The organism is Alistipes putredinis DSM 17216 (assembly GCF_000154465.1).
Classification (GTDB): Bacteria; Bacteroidota; Bacteroidia; order Bacteroidales; family Rikenellaceae; genus Alistipes; species Alistipes putredinis.
This window is the reverse complement of record NZ_DS499577.1, coordinates 66,945-93,924: the sequence shown is the minus strand read 5'-3', so window position 1 is coordinate 93,924 and position 26,980 is coordinate 66,945. Positions and strand designations below refer to the sequence as shown.

The window sequence follows — 26,980 nt, the reverse complement described above, 5'->3', positions numbered from 1 at the left end:
AAAGGGCATGATACTGACTTACTATTGCATTATCACGATGATAATCATCGCCTACCTGCTCGGCTCGATCCCCAGCGCCGTATGGATAGGCAAAAAATATTACGGCATCGACATCCGGGAACACGGCAGCAAAAACGCCGGTACGACCAACATGCTGCGGGTACTGGGACGCCGAGCAGCCCTGCCGGTCTTTCTGCTGGATTTCCTCAAGGGATTCGTCGCGGTCACATTGACCGAGATCCTCAAATACGACGCCTACATCAACGATATGTGGCTGATAAATATCAAGATCATCGCCGTATTCGCCGCCGTGCTCGGACACATCTTCCCCATTTTCGCGGGATTCCGGGGCGGCAAGGGCGTGGCGACCCTGGTAGGGGCGATTACGGGTATTTATCCGCCGGTAGTACTGCTCTGCTTCGCCGTATGGGTCGTGATCCTGATGATGACGCACTACGTTTCACTCGCCTCGATCGTGGCCGGCTGCTGCTTTCCGGTCTTCACGATCGCTTCGCCCAAAGTGAACCAATCGGTGCCTTTCATCGTCTTCTCGTTCGTCACGGCCGTTCTGCTGCTCTACACCCACCGCAAAAATATCGTTCGGCTGAAAAACGGCACGGAATCCAAAATATACATCTGGAAGCCCCATCGAAAAGCGGACAAATAGCACGGTAAAAACGATTCGCTTGTTTGGCGAATCGTTTTTTATCGAATAAGGTCCGAAACCGGAACCATATCCGAATAGGCACAAAAAAATCCGACTGCTCCATCTCCTGCCCCAACGGTCATTCGGATCGCTTCATCCGCCCGTTTCAGATCGGACATTCAATCCACGGTAAATAGCGAGCCGGAAATCGCCATTATTCAACACGCTTGTATTGTCCGATTTCGATCTATTTGTGTCTGTTTCCGCTGCGATCCGATCTGTCGAAACCGGCTGAAACGGCCTTGTAAAATAAAAACGAAGGCATCCCCGAATTCTTCCGACAAAAAACGGGTATTTTACCGATTGGATAGATTTTCATATATTTGCTCGCAACGAATACCGATTTGTACGAACTGTCAAAAAGCGAAACACACGAAATTTGCTTTGTTCCCGGCATATATTATCTTTGCCGGAAGAGGTTAAGAAGAATAACCCGAATCCGGCCGGACACCAGTCCCCCCGGGACAAGCGTTTCGCCCTAAAAATTGAATTATCCACTACTTGATACCGAAAATTCTATGTTACGCGAAAACCTGATTAATATTTACGAAACCAGCTTCCGGGAGAACTATGCACTGCCGGCATTGACCGACTATTTCAAGCAGGAGAACTTCACCTACCTGGAAATGGGCGCCGAGATCGCCAAGCTGCATCTGCTCTTCGACGAGGCGGGCATCCGGCAGGGCGACCGAATTGCGCTGATCGGCCGCAACAATCCCCGCTGGTGCATCACCTACATCGCCACGATCACTTACGGCGCGGTCATCGTGCCCATTCTGCAGGATTTCCATGCCAACGACGTGATCCACATCATCAACCATTCGGAAAGCCGACTGCTTTTCCTGGGCGACACGTTCTGGGACGCGATCGAAGCCGACCAGATCCGGAAAGTCGAAGCCGTCTTCTCGCTCACGGACCTGAACGCGATCTACGAGCGCCGGGATCCGAAGAAACTGACGGATTTCCAGAAGAACCGCGAAAATCACTTCCGCAAAGCCTATCCGAAAGGGTTCGGACCGGAGCATATCCGCTTTCACAAGATTCCCAACGACCGGATGATCCTGCTCAACTACACCTCGGGAACGACCGGATATTCGAAAGGCGTCATGCTCTCGGTCAATAACCTGACGGGCAACGTGCTCTTCGCCCGAGGAGCCATAAACACCCAAACCGGCACGAACTATTTCCAGCGCGGCGGACGCACGCTCTCGTTCCTGCCTCTGGCACACGCCTACGGCTGTGCATTCGACTTTCTCGCGCCGCTGGCCGTCGGAGGCCACATCACCCTGCTGGGCAAAATTCCCACTCCGAAGATCCTGATCGAAGCCATGCAGGTCGTGCGCCCCACGATCATTTGCTGCGTACCCCTGATTCTCGAGAAAGTCTATCGCAAACAGGTACTGCCGCTGCTCGAAAAGGGGCCGATGAGTATCGCTATGAAGATTCCGCTGCTGAATACCGCCCTGCGCTCGGTAATCCGCAAGAAGATGATGGAATCGTTCGGCGGAGAGGTGAACATCTTCATCGTGGGCGGTGCACCGATGAATATGGAAACCGAAGCATTTCTGATGAGTATCAAATTCCCGATCACGATTGGATACGGCATGACCGAATGCGCTCCGCTCATCAGCTTCACTCCCGACAACGAATTCAAGGCCGGTTCCTGCGGGCGTTTCCTCTCGGAATTTATCCAGGTGAAGATCGACTCGCCCGATCCCGAACACGTCGCGGGCGAGATCCTGGTGCACGGCGAGCACGTCATGATGGGTTACTACAAGAACGAGGAGGAAACCCGGAAGGTCCTGGACGAAAAAGGGTGGCTCCATACGGGCGACATCGCCACGATGGATCCGGACGGCACGCTTTACATCCGCGGCCGCTCGAAAACCATGATACTCACGGGAAGCGGACAGAACATTTACCCCGAAGAGATCGAAGACAAACTCAACAACATGTATATGGTCCAGGAATCGCTGGTTCTGGAGCACAACGGTCGTTTGACGGCATTGGTCGTTCCCGACTTCGAACAGGCGGAGCTCGAAGGGATCGATAAAGAGGAACTGCCCCGAATCATGGAAAACAACCTCAAGGAACTCAACAAACTGTTGGCATCCTACGAACAGGTCGCAAGCATCACGGTCTATCCCACCGAATTTGAAAAGACGCCCAAACGCAGCATCAAGCGCTACCTATACAATACGGCTCTGCTGGAGAAATAGGCCGATTCGATGACGCACGAAAAATCGCTATCGAAGGGTTTTCCGCCGACAATCCGACAAGTTTCCCTTCGAAACAGCTTGCCGCCTTTTCAGGCGGCAAGCTGTTTCGAAGGCTCCTCGGAAATCTTCGCAATAGTCCGTACGATTGTCCTTACCTTTCACTATCTTTGCAGAAAACAGGATGCGCCTCGGAAAACGATGAACAAGTTCCCGTTTTCTTCTCGGCTTTCACTATCTTTGTATTTGTAGAAGATAGGATGCGGTTCGGCAATCTTTGCGTGCAAGCCTGCACGATTGACCTCACCTTTCACTATCTCTGACACCGAACATTTCGCCTCGACAAAATGCAAATAAATTTGCGTTTGCCTCCGGCTTATCGCTATCTTTGCCAATATGAAATTCAGCAGCAAACAAATGATCGGAGAAAACCTCCTGTACCTGATGGTATGGATGGTGATTATCCTAGTACCGGTCCTCAACTCGAAAATGCTCGAAGAGGTACACGTCAGTCTGGAGAACATCCTGATCGCCTGGCTAAAAATCGCACCTTATCTGCTGATCTTCATCATCCACAACAGCCTGATCGCTCCCAGACTGTTACTGCGAAAACATCGTTATGTATGGTATCTGGTCGTCAATCTGCTGACCATTACGGCCGTTTTCTCGCTGGTCGCCATTTATGAAAAATACGCTCCATACGACACCGAACCCTACATCCTGAACGGCAAAGCGTCATTCACCGATCTGGCGATCTATTGGAACATCCTGCTGGGATTCTTCATGACGGGCCTGAACATGGGTATCAAACTGCTGTATCGCTCCCTGCGCGACGAACAGCAAATGGAGGAGCTCAAACGTCAGAACCTGCAAGCGGAAATGGATTATCTGCGATACCAGATCAACCCCCATTTCTTCATGAATACGCTCAACAATATCCACGCCCTGATCGACATAGATACCGAATACGCGAAAAGCGCCGTCATCGAACTGTCCAAGATGATGCGGTACGTTCTCTACGAATCGGGCAGCGAAACCATATCGCTCAAAAAGGACATCCAATTCATCGAGAACTACATCGAGTTGATGCGCATCCGCTACGACAGCAGCATCGACATCCGTTTCGACTATCCGGACTCGATCCCGAATAAAGTGGCCATCCCGCCCCTGCTGCTGATCGTATTCGTCGAAAACGCGTTCAAGCACGGAGTAAGTTATAACCACGCCTCGTTCATCCAGATCCGAATCGGCTACCGGGATGATGCGGTAACGGCCGTCATCAGCAACAGCCGTCACGAAAAATCCCGGTCGGGTACTACGGGCATCGGACTCGAAAACGTCAAAAAACGGCTGGCATTGATTTACCAGGACAACTATACGCTCGCTATCGACGATTCCGATCCGGCCGTTTATACCGTCAAACTCATAATCCCCATCATGCCATGCTGAAATGTATCGCCATAGACGACGAGCCGCTGGCACTGCGGCAATTACAGGGTTATATCGCCAAAATCAATTTTCTGAAGCTCGAAAAAGCGTTCACCAACGCCATCGAAGCCCAGCAATATCTGGCCGGAAATCCGATCGACCTGATTTTCGTGGATATCAACATGCCCGATTTGAGCGGCGTAGAGTTCGTACGGTCGCTCGTCAGCCGCCCGATGATTATCTTCACGACGGCATATTCGGAATACGCCGTCGAGGGATTCAAACTCGATGCGATCGACTACCTGCTCAAACCGTTCAGCTTCGCCGATTTCAACCGTTCGGTAACCAAAGCGCAATCGCTGTATGAACTGTTGGCCTATCGGAAGACACAGGGGGACGTCCCGGCCCCGGAAGCCACCCCGCGCGACCGGGAGTACATCTCGATCAAAGCCGATTATAAAACGACGCTGGTACGCATCAGCGACATCGTTTATCTGGAAAGCGAAGGCGAATACGTACGGCTCCATCTGGACGACCGATCGACCATCACGACTCTTTTCCGGCTCAAGAACATGGAAGCGGCCCTGCCGTCGGAAATGTTCATGCGGGTCCACCGTTCCTACATCGTCAACCTGCAACGTATCAGGAGCTACGTGAAAGGTCGGGTTTTCATAAGTGACAGCGAATACGTTCCGATCGGCGAAAATTACCGGGAGGCGTTCCAACGATACATCGAAGCTCATTACCAGAATCTATAACGGAGAATCGCCTCCGAAGTCGATATCTTCAGGAGAAATCGCACCGTTCCGAACGGACATTCGACCGCCCGGCAACAAATAACAAAACGCGATTATATGTTTTCGGGGAGCTATTGGAAGCCGACACGCCCTTCCCCTCTTTGGAGAGGAAGGGCGTGTCGGCATTACAGAAGCGGCACAGACCGCAAATAAGCTCGATGCCGCGATCGTTGGCCAAGGGTACATCGGAAAGACATGACCCCCAAATATAAACTCTGCATTCCCAGAGCGCAGGCACGCTTGCCACCAACCCCGACTATGAGGGGCGAATCTTATTTGCGATCGGCCAGGCAGCTCTGAATATCCAGACTGACCGGCTCACCGTTGAGAGAAAAAGAGAGTGTGCAATCCTCGAAAGCGGTAAGTTTCTCGAACTGCAAAATAACGGTGGAATTATCGCCCCAAATTGCATCGACACTCTTTGCCTGGAAGGTTTTACCACTGTTATAAAGCACCACATCTTCGATTGAAAGTCCGTTGGTTTCATCACGGTCGGATGCAGGGATTTCAATTTTGATAGTTGTTTTGCCGTGTTTGTTGTTCAAACTCAAAAATTTGGGAGTTGCATGGGCGCTTCCTATCGCCAGCAGAGCGGCAGCGCACGAAAGAATAATTTTTTTCATAGCAAATGAATTTGAAGTGATGTAAAAGAGTTGATTTCCAATCGTTACGAAATAATATCCAAGATACGAAATAATGTCTTTTACTATATGCAGAAGATTCCGATATTTTTACAATAAATTATTGTGGGGGGGGGCTTTTACTCTTTTCGGTACAAAACTAATATAAAAATCCCCCCCCCAAATATTTTGATTAAATTAACCAAAATATATCCGAATGCAAAAGTATCGGGAAAAATCCATGCGCATCAGGCCCGCATAAAGCCTATGACTTACAAGCGGGGAAAACGGTCCATACGGGTATATCGCCCCTCGGCATACTCGTAACAATAGTGCACCAGGCCGTTGGTCAGGACCACGTAACGGGCCCCCAGCACCGAATTGTACCGGACGGCCTGCGCCAGCACCTGACGGTCTATTCCGATCCCGGCAGCCTTGCACTCGACGAGCATCAGCGGACAGGCCCGATCGTCCACGACCACCACATCGGCACGCTGCGGAGATCCGTTCATCGCTACGGCATACTCCTGGACGATCCGCATGGGCTGTGCTCCGCAATGGGAAATCAGGAACCCGATCAGGTGACGGCGCACCCACTCCTCGGGAGTCAGCACCAGGTAGATTCCCCGAAGCGGATCCCAAACGGTCATCTGCTCCCCACGCTGCGAAATCCGCAATTTGACTGCAGGAAAATTGAGCCGGGGATAGTCGGGAATCATATTCGGAAAAAATTAGTAACTTTACAGGGACAAATATACGAAAAGGCGACGGAATCCGTATCGCCCCGTATGCAAAGTGCCCCAAGCCGCAGAATACAGCGCAAAGCGGGAGCGAGCGTACGGGCTCGCAAACAAAGAGTGCCGATCGTATCTTATTACTTAACTAAACAGCGAAAGGCGGACGGCGGGTCCAACTCGTCCGCATCCGCCCGAGCCGCATAAAAAATTTATCGCCTTATGAAGAGTCTTTTGACCTTGCTCCTTCTCTCTTCCGCATGGATGACCTGCGCCCAGGATTACGCTTCGCCGGAGCCGGTCGAGATAGGCAAGGAGCTTTCCCGCACCACTTTCGTCGTCTATCCGACGGCGGAAGAGGCTGCCGCCGGATCGCGCGAAGCCTCCAAATACTTCACCCCGCTGGCAGAGTGGGAAAAAACGACGACCGAAGCCGGCACGGAGTTCTCCACGAAATTCACGGTGCCCTTCGCCTGGATAAACCGCCAGGTGCTCCTGCATGTGGAGTGGGCTTCGTCGGCTTACGAAATTCGCCTGAACGGGAAAGTCGCGGGATATTGCCAGAACGGGAGCAATCCGGCGGATTACAACTTCACCAAACAGGTCCGGGAAGGGGTCAATAATCTGACGATCAAGGTGCTGTCCAATCCTGCAAGCGCCGTACTCGAAAGTTGGGCGCATCCCTCCGAACCGGCGTTAGGCAGTTGCTACGTCTTTTCCCAGCCGACCATCCGCATCCGCGACCTGTTCACCAAAACGTACCGAAACGGCAGCGTCTTCAACGGCGAGGTAGGCATCGTGGTGAAAACCGACGCGCTGAATCCCAAGAAAGCGAAAATCCACTACGAACTGCTGACGCCGCAGGACGAAGTCGTGACATACGGCAGCCAGGAGATCGAACTCGACATGCGCAGGGAAGATACCCTGCGTCTGGTCGCCCAGATTCCCGATACGATGGTATGGAGCGCCCGCAACCCGACACTCTACACCCTGCGGCTCAAGACACAGACTGAAGGCCGTTATACGGAGTACGTATCGCTCAAGGTCGGCTTCCGCACCGTCGGCAACACCCGGGGGCAGTTGGCGATCAACGGGTATCCGGTAGCACTCAAGGCCGTACCCGACCTGGGTACGACCGTATCGCCGAGCCAACTGCTCGAATGGAAGGAACAGGGGTACAACCTGATTCTGCTTCCGGCAGGCGGCGTATCCGGTGCGCTGTACGACCTTTGCGACCGATATGGCTTCTATGTCGTCGAACAGGCTCCGATCAACACCAGCCGCAGCGGTATGTCCCGCCGCAAGGGAGGGAATCCCAGCAACGATCCCGCATGGCAGGCGGCCTATATCGCCCGTATCGAGGAGAGCTACCACACCACGAAACTGCATCCGTGTGTCGTAGCATTCTCGCTCGCCGAAGATTCCGCCAACGGAATCAACCTCTACGAAGGTTATCTCCACCTCAAGGGCCTCGAAAAGGAGCGCCCGGTTCTCTACCCCGATGCCGGCGGAGAGTGGAACAGCGACAAACTCCGGCTGTCGGCCGAACAATAATCCGCTCGCCGCTCAAAAATAAAAAGGGCTGTCTGCTACATATAGACAGCCTTTTTTCATTCGTACTACACTCCAAGAACATCTTAAAACACCTCGCTTCCGACAAGTTTTGTCGGATCGTTTCGTTTTACGATCGAACACGCACGACAGAAACCTCCCTCGGACGACGAGTGCTGACAGCAGGCAACAGGTCAAAAGACAGGCAACGGCAAGCGAGTGACAGGCGCAAATGGCGAGTAACGAAAGACAGGCAGCGAACAACAAGCGACGGGAGCAGAGAGCAAGCGACGAAGAGTTGGTAGCACGTGACGAGCGGCAACTACAGATAACAACCGACCGGGAAAAGCTGGTAGCAGGCAATCGGGCGATGAGTCAGGGGACAGAAGGCCGGCAGCGTACAACCGGGCAAATGGCGAGCAACGGCAAGCGACGGATAGCTGAAACAGTCAGCAGGTGACGAAGGTAAATAACAGGGACACAAGTAACGGGCAACAGATAATAGATGCAGATGACAGGAGAAGTAACAAGCGACAAGTGACGGAGCATCCGCTATCGAAGGGTTCCTTCCAATATCTCTGAAAACCGTCCTTGCCCTGGTTTTGAAACTCCCACCCTGTCGCACCCGATTCGACACCATTATACGGAATACAAAACCCTACTCAGCATTCCGCCGATATTTGCAGGCCGGTTTTTCTATTTACCACTATATAGATAGCTATAGAAAGACGGCAATGCCCATTACTTTTTACTTTCCGTTCGGGAGCGACGAAAAAAATACCGAAGAATAGGGACACCAGCACCAATCACTCCGCCCAAGGATGAAATACCCGGACAAACACCAATCCGACTCTGTCATTTCCTGCCCCAAGCAGCCGTTATCAATAATCGGACTCTTAGCACCGACAACCTTCCTATAAAAAACGATTCGAACACTCCAAAGAGAGGGGGGGGGCACTGACGATCTTCCCTGCAAAACAGAAACCTCGCTCCCAATCAATCCCATAAAACAAAAGACAATCACATTATCAGTCCCCGTAAAACAGGCGCAAATGCCGCCGGACTTTCCCCGACATACAAACGAATGTCAAGGGACTTTCCCCAAGTCTATCTCTTCCAAAGATCCTTATACACAAAAAAGAGGGGAAGAGATCGCTCTCTTCCCCTCCGGGATTCCGTTACTCGTCGAAATTCGACGAATAACCGTTTTGTTTCGGATTATTTAACGATTTCAGAAGCAGCCTTGAGCTGTGCTCTTACATCAAAATCCAATTTATCCGATACCTCCTTTTTAGAAGCTGCATTGAGGATCGAAGACTTGCCATGGTCTGCACGCTCGCGCTCGATCTGCATGAACGAAGCCTGGCTGAAACGAATCGGAGCAGAAAGATCCACCTTCGATACGGTCGATACAGCCGATACCTCGCCGCGCTTATCATCGAAACCATCGGTCGGAGCAGTATCGATATCACCCTGGTGGTCAGGATCGTTCAGCAAGATTTCTTCATACATCAACTCACCCCAAGCACCGGTTGCATCCTGACCTGCATAGTAGAAGCCCCAAGGACCTACTCCCGGCGGAGTACAACGACCGTGCTTAGCATCCTTATAGATGGCTACAAACGGATAATTCTCGAAATAATCGAAGATCAACATATCCGGCAGAGGCAGCGTACCACCACGAGGTGCATGGATCAAGACCCACGTATGAGCAGTTTCCTCACTAGTCGGCTCCGCTTGGTAAACGCATACATACTGATTACCAGCATAGTTCCCCCAAGCTGCAGGATAACGAGCTGCAAGTTCATCACCGTTGTAAACCTGCCATGTTCCAGATACAGTTGCTTTCATATTACGCGGCAACGGTTTCGATTCTACGCGGGCAGAACTCAAATCGGACTGAGCCTGGCCATCCGCATAAGCAAAACCATAAGCCACATACTCGGTACCCGGCGTACACGAAGATGTCAGAACCTCTTCACCGACATACTGTGCCAATGTACCGCCACCGTCTGCATGAATCACTGCATCGATGAACTGACGCCAATCCTTATACTGATCGAAGTTGTTTGCAGAAGTCAGACCTACATGGTACCAAACGTCGTCCTGAGACGGAGTAACGGTACAAGTAAAGCTACGCATTTCGATCTTCGAGAACTCGAATTCCAACTTAAAATCTGTAGGAGCGACATATTCCGGAGTCGTGAATTCGGTCACCGAAACATCGGTAGTACGATGTCCGTATTTGTCGAAACCGAAAATAAAGATTTCGTAAGTGCTCTCCGGCTCGATACGCCACTCCTGATCGGCCCCCATCTTGGTCGTCATTTCGCCTTTCTGCACCCATTCGTTGGTCTGCCAGTTGGGAGGGGTGCCATCACCCAGGCCCGAACCGGAATCATACATATCCAGACGCTGGAGCAGACGCTCGACACAAACGCTTTTACCGTATTTCTCGGCACTGCCGCCGGGATACATACCGATGAAATATTTCGTCTCCAGATTCGAGGGCGTAATCTTGATCTCGCAATCCTGAGCTGTCACATTCAACTTCTCGACCGTGAACGTGCAATTATCGGTTACAGGAATCTCTCCGGTCGTAACCGTGAAATATTCCTCGGCATTTTCGCTGTTGATATTGTAGTTGTCATCCATGCCGAAGCACCAGAAATAGTAGTCGTTACCGCCCCATACACGGTTTTTTAAAGACGTGTTCAACATGAACTTCTGCTCGCCCTGATAAAGAGTCGGACGCTGCTTACGCGCACTGGACTGCAACTCCTGCAAATACTCTTTGCTGGTCCACTCGTCAACCTTGTAAACATAACTGTTCATCGTCGAGAACATCCACTTCGCATCCGGATTGCTCGGAGTGATCGTTACCTCTACGTTGTAAGGATTGTTGTCGGGATAAGGGTCGGCATTGACCTGCTTGGAAGTAACCGTGAACGTAAGGTCGGTCATCTCGACATTCTGGGTCGTGAACTCCGCCTTGAAAAGGTCCGTAGTAGGCACGCCCTCGGACGTACAACCGTACACATACCCATAATATGCCGTATTGGCAAGCGACAAGTCATCCACGGTATTGGTCTTCGAACCTTTCATGAGTAAGATGTTCAACCATTCAGACAACTTCATCCCCCGACTTTCGGCCTGTTCTTTCACCGCCTCCAAGTCGGCCTGAATGAAAGCCTCGTCGGACTCGAACGAATCGACGTATTCTTTAGTCATAAAAGCGCACAGATAGGTCTCGCTCTCGTTCGAAGGAACGATCTGCATTGCACAGCCGTTTGCCGTAATCGACTTCGGATCGATCGTAAGTTCGAACGTCATGGTACCACCCTGATTTACGGTAACGACTACATCGGCTGCCCCCGTATAAGAAAGGGTGATCTGCCCCGAACGAGACTCGACACCCTCGTCGAGTGCAGTGTAATCAAACTGGACGTATCCCGGCTCCGCATAGTTGAAATTCTTGATCCAATCCACGTTCGTCGTTGCCTCGACAATAGACGATTTATCGGCCCCTTGAATTTCATACGCCAAACGACCCGTTCCAGCGTTTTTCGATAAGGAAAGCGTAGTTTTAGCTACGATGGTGACGCTGTAATCCACGCCATCGTCGCTTCAGCCACTGCTTGCACTCACCATTGCGAGCATCGCCACAAGCGCCATCGCAAAAGAAAAATACTTTTTCATAGAAAAAAAATAACAAGTAGTTTAGTGAAAGAGCTACCGGATCGAAATCCGGACACCCTTTCGGGTTAATAAAAATTAAAAGTTAGGTATTAAAAACATCATAAAAAAGCGAAAATCCACCATGCAAGTATCGTAGAATAATCCTAATACACAATATAACCAACAAAATTCAATTCTTTTGTCCCGTCCGTTCCCCAGCGTATTCCTGCGATAAAGCAACTGCACCGAACGGAATCAATATTCTCGCCTTCATTCGGAATCGAATTCTTAATCCGAAATTCTCTCAAAGGTAGGAAATTAATCTAACTTAAACAACTTTTTAAGACAGTTTTTTCAATAAAAAAGCAAATCAAAAATCACAATATATTGAATATCTTACATTTAAAATTCAAATATTCGTACCTACAAAAAATCCCCCCCCCCAAAAAAAAATGATTTTTAGCCCACAGGCGGCGTTTTTTCCATCACCTGGACGGATGTACCGAAATAATAAATCTTGAAACATAATAATTCGGTAACCAGTCGATGCACCTATATAACTTAAATAATATTTTATTTAGTATATACACAAGATAAAAAAAAGCAAAATTCCGTTTCGAAGCCCTCCTCTGCATTTTTTACGAAGAAAAAATATTTTTTTCTTGCAGAAATAAAAAAAACATCCTACATTTGCACCTGCAAACGCCTCTTTAGCTCAGTTGGTAGAGCACGACACTCTTAATGTTGGGGTCCAGGGTTCGAGCCCCTGAGGGGGTACGGAAAGGCGGAAAACTTAAGTTTTCCGCCTTTTTTATTGTCCAAACAGCCCCTTATAGCTGATATATCTTACCGTTTCGTGTATCTTTGTAATTGGATCCCACCGTAAAGGATCTATGTAGGATAAAAAAATTTTACAAAGTCCCTTATTCAGCCGAGGTATAAAGATAAATTCAAACAGGTTATGGAGATCAATAAAGATAACTGGAAGCAGATCGATCTAAATGTGGACAGCCTGTGGTTGATCCCCGAAAGAGAGAGGCAAGGCAAGCACAAGAATATCTATCACGGCAATTTCGTTCCCCAACTACTCAAACGCTTACGAATGCCGGAAATACCGTGCTGGAGTTGTTCGCAGGCAGCGGGACTACCCTGTTCGCATATGAAAACCTGCGCAAAGATTACATCGGATTCGCCCCCCCAAAAAAATTATCGATTATGTCAATAGCATTATGAGCGAATGGTCTTCGATCAACTACGCAATCAAGAGTGTCGATGTCACCGATCGACAGCCGTTTTCCGAGGCGATCGCAGCATAGCTGGGCGAAAGGCACCGAGAGGAGGTCGATTTTATGATCGCTCATCCGCCTTATCTGGACATCGTAAAATTCACCGACGACAGCAGGGACCAGTCCAATATTTCGGACATCGATGCTTTCTAAAAAAAATTGTCGAACGCAATAGCCACGGCTTCCGATACTTGAGAAAGAACGGTTATTTTGCGATAGTCACCTGGGGATATTTCTGAAAAAAGCGAAGTGATTCCTTTGGCTTTCAAGATAATGGATTCCGTAAAACAACACCTGAAAGTCAAGTTAAAGGGCATCGTGGTTAAAAATATCGAAGGGAATCGCGGTAAATTAGGCGCACAAAACATCTGGAAATACAGAGCGTTGAAAAGCGACTACTTTTTATTCAACCGAGCAGAGTTTCCGAGTACATCTGGAGCACATGTTCGCAGGCACGAGATCCAGAAATAAAACCGTAGGTTTCAACCGATCAGCACATTCCAATATATCAGTTGCTCAAACGGGAAATACACTGGTTGCAATGATGGCCGATTTCAGCCGGGTACGCGCGAACGATTATGCGATATTTTACGTGCAGACATCGAAAGGAAAAGAAGGGAAATTTTACGGCATATATCAGATCGCCAGTGACCCTTTCCTTAAACCCGACGGTTACTATTTGCGCGAGAAACTTTGGATAAATCTGACATTCCGGGTATTGAGCAAACCGTACGAAGTATTTGCAAAAGGGGCTTCCGAATGGGAGGCTTTGGATGATATAATAAGGTATATAGGCCCCTATCAAATGCTGTGCAGTTTGATATACAGAAAGCTGAAAGGCAATCGCGGAAATACCATGCTTATGCCCTATGAGGCAGAGCGGTTGTTTTCTTTAATCCGCTCGAAAAAATAACCATAAGGCCCTCAACGGGAACAGTTTCACCGATGAAAACAGAAGACAAGTCGAAAATATGTTGCAAACTGAAGTATATGCCGACGAAACACAGACCGCGTTCGACATCTTGCCCCGACTGATCTACAAGAGACGCAACAGGAAAGCCTATAAAGTACATTTGCAGATGTATTTGGCGCAACATATCGGCAGGGATCCGATCTTGAACCGGGCCCTTAAAGTCAATTGCAAAAACATAGAATAGTTAGGAAACAAGGTTTCATGCGGCATCGGCATGCAGCGAATCGATGTGATGTTTTCGCAGAAAATAGATGAAAAAACAAAATAGATCGTACCTATCGAACTGAAGGCCGTAACTAATCCCAGACAGATATCCCGATATATAGACTGAATAGAACAGTAGTATATTCCCAACAGACCGAGCGTAATACATCCAATCCTGATATGCCCGGAATCAGAACTCGGTCAAAAAAACATCAACGCATTCAGAGCGTTCGACACAAAATCCAATAGACGTTACCTCCTATCCTTGGAATATTATAGAATTTACAGACGACGAAGAAATGCTGAAGTTTAATAATATCATGTACGAGTGATGAATTACATAGGATCGAAATATTCGCTGCGGGATTTTATCGACAATACGATCAAAAAGGTCGTCGGCGATAATCCATCGGATATGGTATTCTGCGATCTCTTTGCAGGTACGTGTATCGTAGGGCTCATTTCAAAACACGAGTTAGCAAAGTAATAGCCAATAATTGGAAGTATTACAGTTATGTCCTCAATCGCAACTATATAGGCAACTGCTACGAACTTGCGAACAAAGCCGATTATATAGAAATACTGAACTCGCTGTCAGGGACAGAGAATGGTCTCATATACTCTCAATATTGTCGAGGGGGGGGGTAATGACCGTCAGTATTTCTCCGATGACAACGATCAAAAATAGATGCCATCAGATCGACTATCGAGCATTGGCAGAAACCGGAGAAATATCCGACGATTTATACTATTTCCGGCTGTGCTGTCTGCTCGAAAACGCAGCCAAATGCGCCAATACGGCATCCGTATACGGAGCATTTTTCAAACATCTCAAACAGTCAGCACAGAAAACGCTCGTTATCGCTCCCGCAGATTACCAAATAAACAACGGCGAACACGAAGTGTACAATGAAGATGCGAATAGTCTGATTAAGCGGATCGAGGGCGATATTTTATACCTCGACCCACCGTACAACTCCCGACAATACAGCGCAAACTACCATCTGCTGAACACGATTGCCGACTATAAATCATTTACTCCGAAGGGAAAAACGGAGCTAAGAGAATACAACAAATCGAATTATTGCAGTAAGGCGAAAGTACAGCATACATTCAAAGATTTGATCCGGAACGCCCGGTTCAGATACATCGTATTGTCGTACAATAACGAAGGCATAATGCCAATGCAGACCATCGAACAGATAATGACCAAATATGGCAATTATCAGATGTTTCAAAAGGAGCATCAGAGATTCAAAGCAGACAAGACTGAAAATAAAAACCACTTGGCCGATACCACCACAGAGTACCTACAGGCGAAACAGAATCCGCAATAGTCGCCCGACTCATAAAATGCGACGCGACAAAATATGGAAAAATACAGTATCTTTCGGGAAACAGGAAAACAAATCGGATCCGCACGGCTAACCGGCAGAGCTGAAATCGTCCAAATGCTGAATCAGGGAAAAAGTATCGCGGCAATCTGCAAGGAATACGGGATCGCGAGAAACACCTTCGATCGGTTCAGAAGACAATACACCTATACTATTATAAAAGGAGAGAAAAAACGCTGGAGGGTAAACGGAAATGCTGCGGAGTTAAAAGAGAAAATACATGCAACGCTATAAACTGATGACTTTCCTCCCAACACAGGATAAGAAGGGGAGAGGGAAAAAGCCTGTCGCCACTCCGAAAGCGGCCCTCCACTGTTGCTGCACAAGGTCAGAAGGACAGCTGCGGCAAAAGCAGAATCAAACCTCGTAGCCCACACGCCCCCAACTGCATTCGATATTCACAAGGAAAGGGAACCTTTTTTCCCGCAATCTTTTATATCCGGAGTGAAAGATCAGAAACGGATTCCGGCGAAATCCGTCTTTCAACGGATCGTCGATACGGCATCGAACTCTTCGGGAGCGTAAGTCCGCAAGGCGAGTTTTTTAACCCAAACGACGAAGATCCCCGTGAGTACCAAGTTCAGCACGAGGGTCAGCACCGAAATAACCAGTGCCGGACCGCCCAAGCTATATCCCAGCGCAATGAAGATAACGCCCGCCCCTACCTCGCCGCGGGTAAACATACCGATCGAAAGGGCCAGACGTTCGCTCAACTTCCGATCACGATAAAAAAACATCGGGAAAAGTTTGCCCAGGTTGGACAGCAACGAGACGATCACCACATGGAATGCGATCACGCCCCACGACATCATGGGCTGCGAACCGGTCACGGAAGAAGCAGCTTCCCCAGTCGCAGCAGTCATACCGATAAACAACGGCATGCTCAATCCAACCAAAAACATGAACAAGAACGAAATGCCGGAAGCGGCCATCCGCTCCCCGCGAGATTCGACATGCCTGGTTTTCATCACCATACCCAATACGAAAGCGGGAAGCAGCACCTCGATATGAATACTGCCCTCCTCGCCGAAATAATATTTGGAAAGCAGGTAAACCAGTTGGGTAACACCGAAAACCACGACCGAATAGGTCAGAATCGCCCACCAATCCTGCCTCAACTCATACGTACTGAGTTTCTTCCACCCCAGCCACAACAGCAGAAAGACGATCACCACGACGACGAAAAGCTGCCAGCGCAGACCGATCATCAGGATTTGCAGAGGTATCATCAGCAGGATGGTATCCAGATCGTCGAAAATCGCCAGCACCTGAATTTTCCGATACATCCAGCTTCGCTTGAGCCGCAGGGCCGCGAGCATCGTGAACAGGATGCCGGCCGAAGTCGGAGCGGCAAAACGGCTCAACAACAGATTCTCTTTCCAGGCGTCGCCATTGCCCCAAAACTCGGGCGGCAACAACACGAAAACATAGTACAGAGCGATGAGCAGCCAAGGTACGGCTGCCGTAGCCATAGCGATGAAATAGTCCTCGGCATAGGAGCGCCAACGTTTTTTATCGATCTCGAATTCCCGGCCGACATTGATCATGATGAACGACAGACAGACATAAAGAAAGGTCGTCGCCCCGGCCCGAAATGCAGGATAGCTCTCTCCGAGCATCCCCGGAAGAATCTGGGAAGCCACGAGGCCAAGGATGAGAAGCAGGGAAAATGAGAAAATCTTTTTCATCGGAGGTTTTCAATAGAATGTTCGCGCAGTCGGCACAAGGATTTATGTCGGCTAAATCGCGGGTACCGCCCGGAATTTTGGTACAAAGAAAATCAAAATCCCGGAATTTCCCCGCATCGTCCGCCAAAAAAGCACCGACTGCGCACCTCAACGCCACTTTTTCGTGCGGAAGAACAAATAGGTCACGAATCCGATGACGATCATCACGCCCCAGGCCAGGATATAACCGTGCTCCCACTCCAGTTCGGGCATGTTACGGAAATTCATCCCCCATACTCCGACCAGAAAAGTCAGCGGAATGAAGATGGTCGATACGACAGTCAGCCGTTTCATAATATCGTTCATCCGCAAATCGTTGTTCGAGATATACAAATCCATCAGCGACGAAAGGGTTTCACGGCAGATGTCGATATTTTGCGCCACGTTGAGCAGGTGATCGTTCACATCGTTGAAGAAGGGCCGATTGACCCGGTGCAACAAACTCGAATCGGAACGAAATAGCCGCGAATATTGTTCCTTGAGCGGCAGAACCGTCCGCTTGAGCTGCATGTAATCCCGCCGGAGCTCCTGCATCTGTACTCCGATGTCCCGGTCTCCGGTATCGGCCAGCAATGCAGATTCCAGCTCCTCCAACCCGTCGCTGATCGCCGCTGCAACCGACATATAACCGGTTATCAAGCCATTGAGCAACACCGAAAACAGGTAGTCCGACTGTCGGGTACGGATTTTCAGTACATTGTTACGGATGGCACGCATCACATCGTCGAAAAAATCGTTGTCCCGCTCCTGAAACGTCAGCACGAAATCAGCGCCCTGCACCAGACTGACCTGCATCGCTTCGCCACCCATAATCTGCTTGGCAATAATCACATTGTACTGATCGTGCTCCTCGACCTTGCTGGCATGGTCGGTATTGAGAATGTCCTGCATGACCAGAAAATCGATCCCGAAATGCGTACAAACCGTCTGCACGGCATCCGTATCTTCCAGTCCGTGAATCTGCAGCCAAGTGATGCCATCGGGCTGAAAGCGGGACTTCATCTCCCCGAAATCATCTCCCGCAGCCTCTTCGACCCGATCCACAGTATAGCTGCACAGATGCAGATGAGTCCGTGTTTTCGTATCCCCGTTGTAGGCGAGCTTGTCGCTGAGCAGGTTGTTTTTCATGGCTGTACGATTAAAATTCGACCGTGACGCCCAGCGTCGGCACCAGCGTACCGCTCGCCTGGCGGATATACTTCATCTTATAACGCTGCTCCGAAGGCGGAGCCGAAGGATTCTCGATCACGCCGGTACTCATCAGCACGTCGGGCTGACGGAGCTTGCTGAAGGTCACGTTCTGCAAATCGACATAGATACCCAGCATGCATTTACGGAAATAAAACACCTTATCGACGCGCACGTCCAACTGGGCGAAGGCATCCAAACGTCCGGTATTGTATTTCGAATAGTCGTAATAAGGACGTCCCGAAGCGTTCCACGCCTCGACGAGCGACGATTTCTCGACGTCGTACGGCGTATAAGGCGTTCCGCCGATAGCGCTCAGCTTCGCCCCGACGCTCCACCCACGCGAGAAATCGTACGTACCGCTGATATTCGCCACGAAACGATTGTCCCAGGCAGAAGGAATATATTTCGCATCGTGCCGACTGCGGTATTCGCTGCTGAAAACGGTCAGTGCACCGACCAGATTGAAACGATCGGGAAGCTGCCAACGCACCATCAGCTCCAGACCGTAGGCGCGTCCCTGGGCCGAAGAAACGAGCAATTCGTCGCCCGAGGTACCGTAGTCGTTGCCTTTGCAGGTCAGCGGCACGTCGTCCGCCACCGAAAGCGGGATATTCGTATAATATTTGTAGAAACCTTCGAGCGAAACCACCAACCGGTCACGCAGACGCCAGTTGACGCCGACGGCGCTTTGCAGGACCCGCATATACTCCAGACCCCGATTGACCAGCTCGCCCGTATTGTCTTTATAACCGAGCGCCGTATAGGGCGGCAACTGGTAGAAAAGCCCTGCGCTTCCGCTCACCGACCAACTGTCGCTCAAGGCATAAGAAGCCGACACACGGGGCGAAAGCTGCTTCCAGAAACGCTCCATTTCCGCCGAATAGTCGCATCCGTCGGCCCGCACCCCCATCGAAACCGTCAGCCGCTTGTCTGCGGAGGCATAGTCGGCCCCCACGAAAAAGCCCCAGCCGACAATTCCCAAATAAGTGCGATAGTCCAGCAGCTCGGCTTCCTGCTGATAAGTCCGCTGCAAAGTCTTGTTATGATAGGTAGAATAGTTCAGTTCGGCTCCTTCGCGCAGCGTCCACCGGCCCAGGTAGGAGCGATTTTCGAACCGCAGGGTCGTCTTCTGCTCCACGCCCCGCAAACGCAGGGTCAGATTATCCGGAGTCGATTCGTCGTTGTTGCGGTATTTGGTATTGCGGTTATTCAGGTAGTTATGACTCAACGCCACCGACTGCACGTGCCGTCCGGCGTAATGGCGGTACACGGCACCCACAGTAAAGGTTTCCTGTTGGATACGAGGCAGGTAACTGAGCAGATATTCGTTCTCCTCGCCCTTCTCGTCGAGATTGAGCTTCATGTTGTCGATGCCCACCAGTCCGAGGAAAGTCAGCTCGTCCCGCTCCGAAAAACGGGTCTTGACCTTCAGTTGCCCGTCGATGTAATTGGGCAGAAAAGGAAGCCCCAGCAATTTGAAGAGGAACTGGAGGTAGGATTGCCGCACGGAAAAGAGGTAAGTCGTCTTTTTACCCACGTGTCCGCTGCCGCTGAGCGACACTTCGGAGGCACCGAGCGTCGCCTTGAAGGTCTGCCGTTCGAGATCGCCGTCCCGCAACCGGAAATCCAGCACCGAACTGAGCGCCCCGGCACGGTCGGCGGGAAACGAACCCGTATAGAAATTGATCTCGCGCACCAGATCGGAATTCACGATGCTTACGGGACCGCCCGTGGCACCCTGCGTGGCGAAATGGTTGATATTGGGAATTTCGATCCCGTCCATGAAGAAGCGGTTTTCGGACGGTCCGCCGCCCCGCACGATCAGGTCGTTGCGATAACCGATGGGCGAAAACGACACGCCCGGATAGGAACGTACGATACGCGACACGTCGCGATTGGAGCCGGGACTCTTCTCGATCTCCCGCATCCCGATCACCTGCATACTGACCGGGCTCTCGATCGTACGGCGGAAAGGCGAGGGACGAACGACGACTTCATTCAGATGCTCCGGCTCCTCCTCCATCTCGATTTCGATGAAAGGCGTCCGGGCCGACACCTGGTATTCGGGGGTCACGACCGTTCGGTAACCGATGAACGACGCCGTCAAGCTGTAAATGCCGGGCTTCACCTGCAGGATCTCGAATCGCCCGAGCGAATCGGTCATGGCGCCCTTACCGGGCTGGCCGGTGATCGTAACGGCTGCATAGGCGACCGGTTCCCGGGAAAGACGGTCGATAACCCTGCCCCGCACAGGATACCCCGCTGCGGCCCAAACAGAAGGAATGTACAATACCAGCAAAACGATTGCTGCCAGTAAGTTCTTTCTCATAATTCACAAAATCAACCGTCCGCAAAGCTAATAATTTTAGCGGCGTTTCGATCTTCCGGCCGTAAAGAATCGACCGAGGCGGACTGATTCGAGGCGAATCGGACGATTTACGGCATCGACACGATACCCCGAATCGCCCGCCGGCATAACCTAATAATCGAAAGAGATACAAAAATCATGAAATCCACCCCGGAAGGAATCGAAATTTACACTATTTTTGTTTCCGGTCAATCTCACCTAATAAGTATATGCGCACACTGATCTCGATTCTCTGGATTTCGTTCTTTCCGCTTGCCGCAGCAGCGCAGGGCGACGACCTGTCGTATCGGCTGAAAAAGGTGATAAAGGATAAAAAAGCCGAAATCGGTATTGCGGTCATCCTCGACGCACAAGATACGGTAACGGTCAATAACGACGACCGCTACCCCCTGATGAGCGTATTCAAATTCCACCAGGCCCTCGCCGTCGCAGATTACCTGGACCGAAACGGACTGACGCCCGACACGGAAATATTCATTCCGGAAGAAGAGCTCGTCCCCGACACGTACAGTCCCCTTCGGAAGGAATTTCCCGAAGGCGAAATCTCGCTTTCAGTCAGCCGTCTGTTGGAGTACAGCCTGCAGCTGAGCGACAACAACGCCTGCGACATCCTCTTCGAGCACACGGGCGGTCCGGCAGCGACAGACCGCTACGTCCGGTCGCTCGGACTGCGCAATTTCGCAATCGCAGCAACGGAACAGCAGATGCACGACGATCCGCAAACGTGCTACGAAAACTGGAGTACGCCGCTCGAAGCGGCCGCTCTGCTGGAGCTGCTCGTAACAGAACAGATTCTCACTCCTACACTGCGGGAAATGATCCGGCAAAACCTGATAAACTGTAAAACAGGTGCCGACCGTCTTCCGAAACCACTGTCGGGAACCGGCGCCGTCATCGGACACAAAACCGGCACGAGCGACCGCGACGAACGAGGCATCTTCGCCGGGACCAACGATCCGGGATTCGTCATCCTGCCGGACGGCACCCGCTATACCATCGCCGTCTTCATCAAAGATTCGGCGGAAAACCCGGAAACAAATGCCCGAATCATAGCGGATATCTCCGAAACCGTTTATCGATACGTTCACGACGAATACCGGGAAAACGACATCCGCCCTGGAAAAAAACACGTCGATCAAGGAGCCGGAATTGGATTCGAATCCGATTATTTTTATTAAATTTGGAAAGAAAACAGCGTAATTTGCACTGTTCTTGCACGGAATCAGAAAAACTTCAATACCCCAAGCATGAAAAAAATAGCGGCTTACCTCATTCCCGTCCTCGCCTGCTTTGCAGTAGGTATCTCGGCAAGTTTTTTCCAGGCTTCGTCCATCGCCGAATGGTATCCGACGCTGACCAAGCCGACACTCACGCCGCCCAATATCGTATTTCCGATCGCCTGGAGCGTCCTGTACCTCTGCATGGGACTTTCGCTCGGGCGTCTCATCGTGCGTCGGCAGCACAAAGGAATCATCCGGCTGTGGGTCTTGCAGCTTATCGCCAACTTCCTGTGGAGCATCCTGTTCTTCACGCTGCGCAATCCGCTGGCCGGATTCATCGACATCGTACTGCTGAATATCCTCGTGGGACTCTACATCTTCGCCGCGAGCCGCAGGGACCGCGCTGCCGCCTGGCTCTTCGTACCTTACCTGCTCTGGACGCTCTTCGCCGCCTACCTCAACGGATATATCCTGCTGCACGGCACCCCGGCGGCGGCTCCGACGACAATTCAAACCGAATCTTTAACAATATCAAAACCTAAAACAGAAAGAATTATGGTTCACAAAATGCCCGAACTTCCGTATTCGACGGAAGCGCTCGCTCCGAAAATGAGCAAAGAAACTTTTGAATACCACTACGGCAAACACCTCCAGACCTACGTGGACAATCTCAACCGCCTGATTCCCGGCACGCCTTACGAGTCGATGTCCCTGCAGGAAATCGTCAAGAAAGCCGACGGTCCGATCTTCAACAATGCGGCCCAGGCCTGGAACCACACGTTCTTCTTCCTGATGCTGACCCCCGATCAGAAGCCGATGCCCCAAAAACTAGCGGATCGCATCGCCCGCGACTTCGGATCGGTCGAAGCCTTCAAGGAAGAGTTCTCCAAAGCCGCTACCGGACTTTTCGGCTCGGGCTGGACGTGGCTCGCAGCCGACAAGGACGGCAAATTGCAGATCATCTCGGAATCCAATGCCGGCAACCCCATGACCAAAGGCCTCAAGCCCGTCATGACGATCGACGTATGGGAACACGCCTACTATATCGACTACCGCAACCGCCGCGCGGATTTCATCAAATCGTACTGGGAGCTGATCGACTGGGACAAGGTGGCCGACCGCATATTCCCCCGCAAATACCACTGCACCGCCTGCGACTACGTATATGATCCGGCCAAGGGCGATCCCGAAAGCGGCATCGCACCCGGCACGGCATTCGAAGACATCCCGGACGACTGGGTATGCCCCGTTTGCGGACTCTACAAGGATTCCTTCAAGATCGTGGAAGAGAAATAGGCGATCAGGAAAATTGAAAAAAGCAGCGCATAAAGCGCTGCTTTTTTGTATCGGGAGAATCCGTCGCAGACACCCGACAGCCGTTTTTCCGCGCCCGAGGGAAGAAGCCGGGCAGCCCATTCCGTCCGACACCAGAAATAAAGAGATCGACCCGGCAACAGATCGACCTCTTTGTTTCAGTCCATACTAATCTCTACTTTATTGCGACTGAAACCTTTATCGGCAAGACACTCTTCTTCTGCACAAACTCCGCACTTCGGCGTATGCCGTACAACGGTTTCGAAAAATATTTCATCAGGGAAACAGAGAGCCGCCTCGCTTCAGGTTATCAATCCACCGAAAAGATGCCTCGCAGGTCTTTTCCGAAAGCTCCGTTCTCCGCAGACGCATATCATCCGAACTGTCCGTTCATCGGGCAGGCAAAGGCTGGTCTTCTGACTCGTCCCCGCCGCAACGCCTTCCCGACCCCGCAGGACCAGTGGCAAAAGAGTGTCGCGGCAATACACCCGGGCATCCGAAACACCGCCCGCAAGCGGGCCGATCACCTCGGATCGTCGGGCAGGACTCACAGCAGCGGGAACTGTCGCAGACTTTCACTGCGTTCCCATTTAATCTGACGGGGCGTAACCCCTCGTGAACCGTTGCAGTGCAAATGTAAGAAAATATTTGCTATCTTTGCCCGGTAACCAAAAAATATTTTGACAGAAACTATGAAACACGCATACGTATTTCCGGGTCAGGGCGCTCAAGCCGTCGGCATGGGCAAAGACCTCTACGACAATGTCCCCGAAGCCAAGGCTCTCTTCGAGCAGGCCAACGAAATCCTCGGTTTCCGCATCACCGACATCATGTTCGCCGGTACGGACGAAGAGCTCAAACAGACTAAAGTCACCCAGCCGGCCGTATTCCTCCACTCGGTCATCATGGCCAAGGCGCTGGGCGTGAAGCCCGACGCGGTAGCCGGACACTCGCTCGGCGAATTTTCAGCCCTGGTGGTGGCCGGCGCTCTTTCGTTCGAAGACGGTCTGCGGCTCGTTTCCAAACGTGCGATGGCCATGCAGAAAGCCTGCGAAGCCGTACCCGGTACGATGGCGGCGATCCTGGGACTCGACGACGCCAAAGTAGAGGAAGCCTGCGCCTCGATCGACGGCGTGGTCGTGGCGGCGAACTACAACTGCCCCGGCCAACTGGTTATCTCGGGCAGCGTCGAAGCGGTCGATGCCGCCTGTGCCAAACTCAAGGAAGCGGGCGCCAAACGCGCACTGCGTCTGCCCGTAGGCGGTGCATTCCACTCGCCCCTGATGGAGCCGGCCAAGGTCGAACTCGAAAAAGCGATCAACGAAGCACCCTTCCAGGCTCCTGTCTGCCCCATCTACCAGAACGTCGATGCCAAACCCCAAACCGATCCGGCGACGATCAAGGCCAACCTGATCGCACAGCTCACCGCACCGGTACGCTGGACCTACATCGTCAAGAACATGCTTGCGGACGGCGTGACCGAATTTACGGAACTCGGTCCCGGCAATGTCCTGCAGGGTCTTATCAAAAAAGTGAATCCCGAAGCGGTCGTAGAGTCGAAATCGACGTTGTAACCCGCCTCCGAAAACAAAATAGAATCGATTGACAAGCAATCGATTCTATTTTGTTTATAATTTTTTTTCATATCACAAGATCAAATACGCCAAATTCGATTGAATTCTTTCTATATTTGCACAAAAATTACAGAAGACATCAAACGACATCAATAACTATGACATCGTTAACCGAATTTTTCAGCCGACAGGAAGATGACAATCTGAAAGGTATTTCGCACAAGAACAACCTCTTCAAGCGAAATATCATCGCACATATGGCGGTGAACGGGGAGTGTACGCTCTCGGAGCTTACCAAAGAGCTGCACATCAGCGTACCGACCATCACCAAGCTCGTTCAGGAACTCGTTCAGGAGAACATCGTCTCCGATCTGGGCAAGGTCGAAACTCCGGGTGGACGACGTCCCAACGTCTTCGGACTGGCCAGCTCGGCCATCTATTTCGCAGGCGTCAATATCGGCCGGGACAACATGTCGTTCCTCATCACGGACCTGCACAACAATATCGTCAAAGAGGAACTCTTGACCGACTTCGAACTGCAGGATCGCCCTCAATGCCTCGAAAAAATCTGCTCGAATATCGCACATTTCATCGATACGTGCGGTGTGGAACGCGCGAAAATCCTCGGAGTGGGTGTCAGCGTCAGCGGACGCGTCAATCCCACGACGGGACGCAGTTACCGCTATTTCACTTCGAGCGAACAGTCCCTGCGCGATATGATCGAACAACGCATCGGCATCCGCGTACTGCTCGAAAACGACTCCCAGGCCCGATGCTATGCCGAATACACCAACAGCAAATCCAAAGACGAGATGGACGTACTCTACCTCCACCTCGGACGCGGCCTGGCCATCGGTATCGTCATGAACGGCAAACTCTACTACGGCAAGAGCGGCTTTGCCGGAGAGTTCGGGCACATTCCCTTCTTCGACAACGAAATCATCTGCTCCTGCGGCAAGAAAGGTTGCCTCGAAACCGAAGTTTCGGGAATCGCGATCGAACAGAAGTTCGGTCGGCTTATCAGCCAGGGTGTCAATACGATCCTGCGCGAAAAATACAACAAGCACGAAGCCATCCACGTCGATGAGATCATCGACGCAGCCAAGCACGACGACAATCTCTCGATCGAACTGATCGAGGAGGTCGGAGAAAAGGCGGGCAAGGCCGTCGCCTTCCTGATCAACACCTTCAATCCGGAAACGGTCATCGTAGGCGGCGAGCTGGCCGAAGCGGGCGACTACCTGATGCTGCCCCTCAAGTCGGCGACCAACAAATACTCGCTCAATCTGGTTTATAAGGACACCAAATTCCGCTTGTCGAAAATGGGCAAGACGGCCAGCGCCTGGGGTGCTGCCATGTTGATTCGCAATCAGGTGCTCGGACTTTGCTAATGATGCTCCGAGGCCATATTTGCAGCCTGCGGGCCGTCGAACCTCAGGACCTCGAACTGCTCTGCCGGTGGGAAAACGATCCTTCGTTGTGGACAGTCAGCGGTACGATCGAACCGTTCTCGCACTATTCGATCGAACAATTCATCCAGGAGCAGCAGGCTGGTATTTACCGATGCGGACAACTGCGGTTGATGATCGACGACACAGCGGGGGAAACGATCGGAGCCATCGACTTGTTCGATTTCGAGCCGCAGCACGAACGGGCAGGCGTCGGCATTCTGGTTTACGATCCGGCACAGCGCGGGAAAGGATACGGGGCAGAGGCATTGGCTTTGCTCGAAGAGTATGCCCGCACGGTACTCCGGCTGCGGCAACTGTGGTGCAACGTACTCGCGGACAACGTCCCCAGCCTGACTCTCTTCGAAAGAGCCGGATTCCGCCGGGTCGGGGTTAAAAAGGAGTGGATCCGTACCCCCGAAGGGTATAAGGACGAAGTATTGCTCCAAAAGCTGCTTTAGACAATTTGAAATACAAATCTGCCGGAATTTTCCTGCCCGATAAGTGATCGGCGACGGAGCATCCCGGTAGATTTTTTTTATCGTATCTCG

At 51.2% G+C, this 26,980-nt stretch carries 20 protein-coding genes, 1 tRNA gene and 1 riboswitch; of the genes, 15 read left to right on the top strand and 6 right to left on the bottom strand.

All coding sequences use genetic code 11. The annotated features are described in order from the left end of the window. Positions 1–7 precede the first annotated feature (7 nt). From plsY to ALIPUT_RS00500, 4 genes are all read left to right on the top strand, one after another. On the top strand, positions 8–667 hold the full coding sequence (gene plsY / locus ALIPUT_RS00520; RefSeq protein WP_004327603.1) for a glycerol-3-phosphate 1-O-acyltransferase PlsY: 660 nt from the start codon (positions 8–10) through the stop codon (positions 665–667). Between the two features lie 557 nt (positions 668–1,224). Beyond that, positions 1,225–2,925, top strand: a complete 1,701-nt coding sequence (locus ALIPUT_RS00515; protein WP_004327595.1) for an AMP-binding protein — start codon at positions 1,225–1,227, stop codon at positions 2,923–2,925. A 393-nt stretch (positions 2,926–3,318) separates the two neighbouring features. Next, complete coding sequence (locus ALIPUT_RS00505) at positions 3,319–4,371, top strand: sensor histidine kinase (RefSeq protein ID WP_004327593.1); 1,053 nt, start codon at positions 3,319–3,321, stop codon at positions 4,369–4,371. Next, positions 4,365–5,108, top strand: coding sequence for a LytR/AlgR family response regulator transcription factor (locus ALIPUT_RS00500; protein ID WP_004327592.1), 744 nt, complete (start codon positions 4,365–4,367; stop codon positions 5,106–5,108). The genes ALIPUT_RS00505 and ALIPUT_RS00500 overlap by 7 nt, the downstream gene beginning before the upstream one ends. A 311-nt stretch (positions 5,109–5,419) precedes the next feature. Here ALIPUT_RS00500 and ALIPUT_RS00495 read toward each other — a convergent pair whose 3' ends face one another. Together ALIPUT_RS00495 and ALIPUT_RS00490 are read right to left on the bottom strand one after the other, a co-directional pair. Then, positions 5,420–5,770 carry a DUF8177 domain-containing protein gene (locus tag ALIPUT_RS00495; protein WP_004327590.1) on the bottom strand — a complete coding sequence of 117 codons (351 nt, stop codon included), beginning with the start codon at positions 5,768–5,770 and terminating at the stop codon, positions 5,420–5,422. Between the two features lie 269 nt (positions 5,771–6,039). Next, complete coding sequence (locus ALIPUT_RS00490) at positions 6,040–6,483, bottom strand: type I restriction enzyme HsdR N-terminal domain-containing protein (protein WP_040293271.1); 444 nt, start codon at positions 6,481–6,483, stop codon at positions 6,040–6,042. A gap of 240 nt (positions 6,484–6,723) precedes the next feature. Here ALIPUT_RS00490 and ALIPUT_RS00485 point away from each other — a divergent pair, with 240 nt between their 5' ends. Beyond that, positions 6,724–8,055: a glycoside hydrolase family 2 TIM barrel-domain containing protein gene (locus tag ALIPUT_RS00485; protein WP_004327588.1), complete on the top strand. Its 1,332-nt coding sequence runs from the start codon at positions 6,724–6,726 to the stop codon at positions 8,053–8,055. 1,215 nt (positions 8,056–9,270) lie between these two features. Here the strand turns inward: ALIPUT_RS00485 and ALIPUT_RS00475 are convergent. Continuing rightward, positions 9,271–11,598 (bottom strand): hypothetical protein, encoded by a 2,328-nt coding sequence (locus tag ALIPUT_RS00475; RefSeq protein ID WP_040293015.1) that lies wholly within the window; start codon positions 11,596–11,598, stop codon positions 9,271–9,273. 836 nt (positions 11,599–12,434) lie between these two features. Here ALIPUT_RS00475 and ALIPUT_RS00470 point away from each other — a divergent pair. The 5 genes from ALIPUT_RS00470 (at position 12,435) to ALIPUT_RS00450 (ending at position 15,821) form a co-directional block, all read left to right on the top strand. Then, positions 12,435–12,507 (top strand) — tRNA-Lys (locus tag ALIPUT_RS00470). A gap of 1,050 nt (positions 12,508–13,557) precedes the next feature. Next, entirely contained in the window at positions 13,558–13,929 is a 372-nt protein-coding gene (locus ALIPUT_RS11935; RefSeq protein ID WP_004327573.1) for an EVE domain-containing protein, read from the top strand. Between the two features lie 595 nt (positions 13,930–14,524). Then, positions 14,525–14,680, top strand: coding sequence for a DNA adenine methylase (locus ALIPUT_RS12930; protein WP_004327571.1), 156 nt, complete (start codon positions 14,525–14,527; stop codon positions 14,678–14,680). 181 nt (positions 14,681–14,861) lie between these two features. Then, positions 14,862–15,530, top strand: a complete 669-nt coding sequence (locus tag ALIPUT_RS00455; RefSeq protein ID WP_004327570.1) for a DNA adenine methylase — start codon at positions 14,862–14,864, stop codon at positions 15,528–15,530. A gap of 33 nt (positions 15,531–15,563) precedes the next feature. Next, positions 15,564–15,821, top strand: coding sequence for a helix-turn-helix domain-containing protein (locus ALIPUT_RS00450; RefSeq protein WP_004327569.1), 258 nt, complete (start codon positions 15,564–15,566; stop codon positions 15,819–15,821). Between the two features lie 248 nt (positions 15,822–16,069). Here the strand turns inward: ALIPUT_RS00450 and ALIPUT_RS00445 are convergent, their stop codons facing one another. The 3 genes from ALIPUT_RS00445 to ALIPUT_RS00435 form a co-directional block, all read right to left on the bottom strand. Continuing rightward, positions 16,070–17,275: a hypothetical protein gene (locus ALIPUT_RS00445; RefSeq protein WP_004327567.1), complete on the bottom strand. Its 1,206-nt coding sequence runs from the start codon at positions 17,273–17,275 to the stop codon at positions 16,070–16,072. Between the two features lie 147 nt (positions 17,276–17,422). Next, the gene (gene corA / locus ALIPUT_RS00440; RefSeq protein ID WP_004327566.1) at positions 17,423–18,442 is read right to left on the bottom strand and encodes a magnesium/cobalt transporter CorA; all 1,020 of its coding nucleotides are present in this window, start codon (positions 18,440–18,442) and stop codon (positions 17,423–17,425) included. 10 nt (positions 18,443–18,452) lie between these two features. Continuing rightward, on the bottom strand, positions 18,453–20,834 hold the full coding sequence (locus ALIPUT_RS00435; protein ID WP_004327565.1) for a TonB-dependent receptor: 2,382 nt from the start codon (positions 20,832–20,834) through the stop codon (positions 18,453–18,455). A 248-nt stretch (positions 20,835–21,082) separates the two neighbouring features. Between ALIPUT_RS00435 and bla the strand changes: the two genes are divergently transcribed. From bla to ALIPUT_RS00410, 5 genes are all read left to right on the top strand, one after another. Next, on the top strand, positions 21,083–22,051 hold the full coding sequence (gene bla / locus ALIPUT_RS00430) for a class A beta-lactamase, subclass A2 (RefSeq protein ID WP_004327564.1): 969 nt from the start codon (positions 21,083–21,085) through the stop codon (positions 22,049–22,051). A gap of 69 nt (positions 22,052–22,120) precedes the next feature. Further along, positions 22,121–23,389, top strand: a complete 1,269-nt coding sequence (gene rd / locus ALIPUT_RS13250; RefSeq protein ID WP_004327563.1) for a rubredoxin — start codon at positions 22,121–22,123, stop codon at positions 23,387–23,389. Between the two features lie 407 nt (positions 23,390–23,796). Then, a riboswitch (cobalamin riboswitch) is annotated at positions 23,797–24,047 on the bottom strand. 52 nt (positions 24,048–24,099) lie between these two features. Then, a complete protein-coding gene (fabD, locus tag ALIPUT_RS00420; protein WP_004327562.1) occupies positions 24,100–24,981 on the top strand; it encodes an ACP S-malonyltransferase in 882 nt (293 codons plus the stop codon). Between the two features lie 158 nt (positions 24,982–25,139). Beyond that, positions 25,140–26,372, top strand: coding sequence for an ROK family transcriptional regulator (locus ALIPUT_RS00415; protein WP_004327561.1), 1,233 nt, complete (start codon positions 25,140–25,142; stop codon positions 26,370–26,372). Continuing rightward, complete coding sequence (locus tag ALIPUT_RS00410) at positions 26,372–26,890, top strand: GNAT family N-acetyltransferase (protein ID WP_004327560.1); 519 nt, start codon at positions 26,372–26,374, stop codon at positions 26,888–26,890. The genes ALIPUT_RS00415 and ALIPUT_RS00410 overlap by 1 nt, the downstream gene beginning before the upstream one ends. Positions 26,891–26,980: the final 90 nt, after the last annotated feature.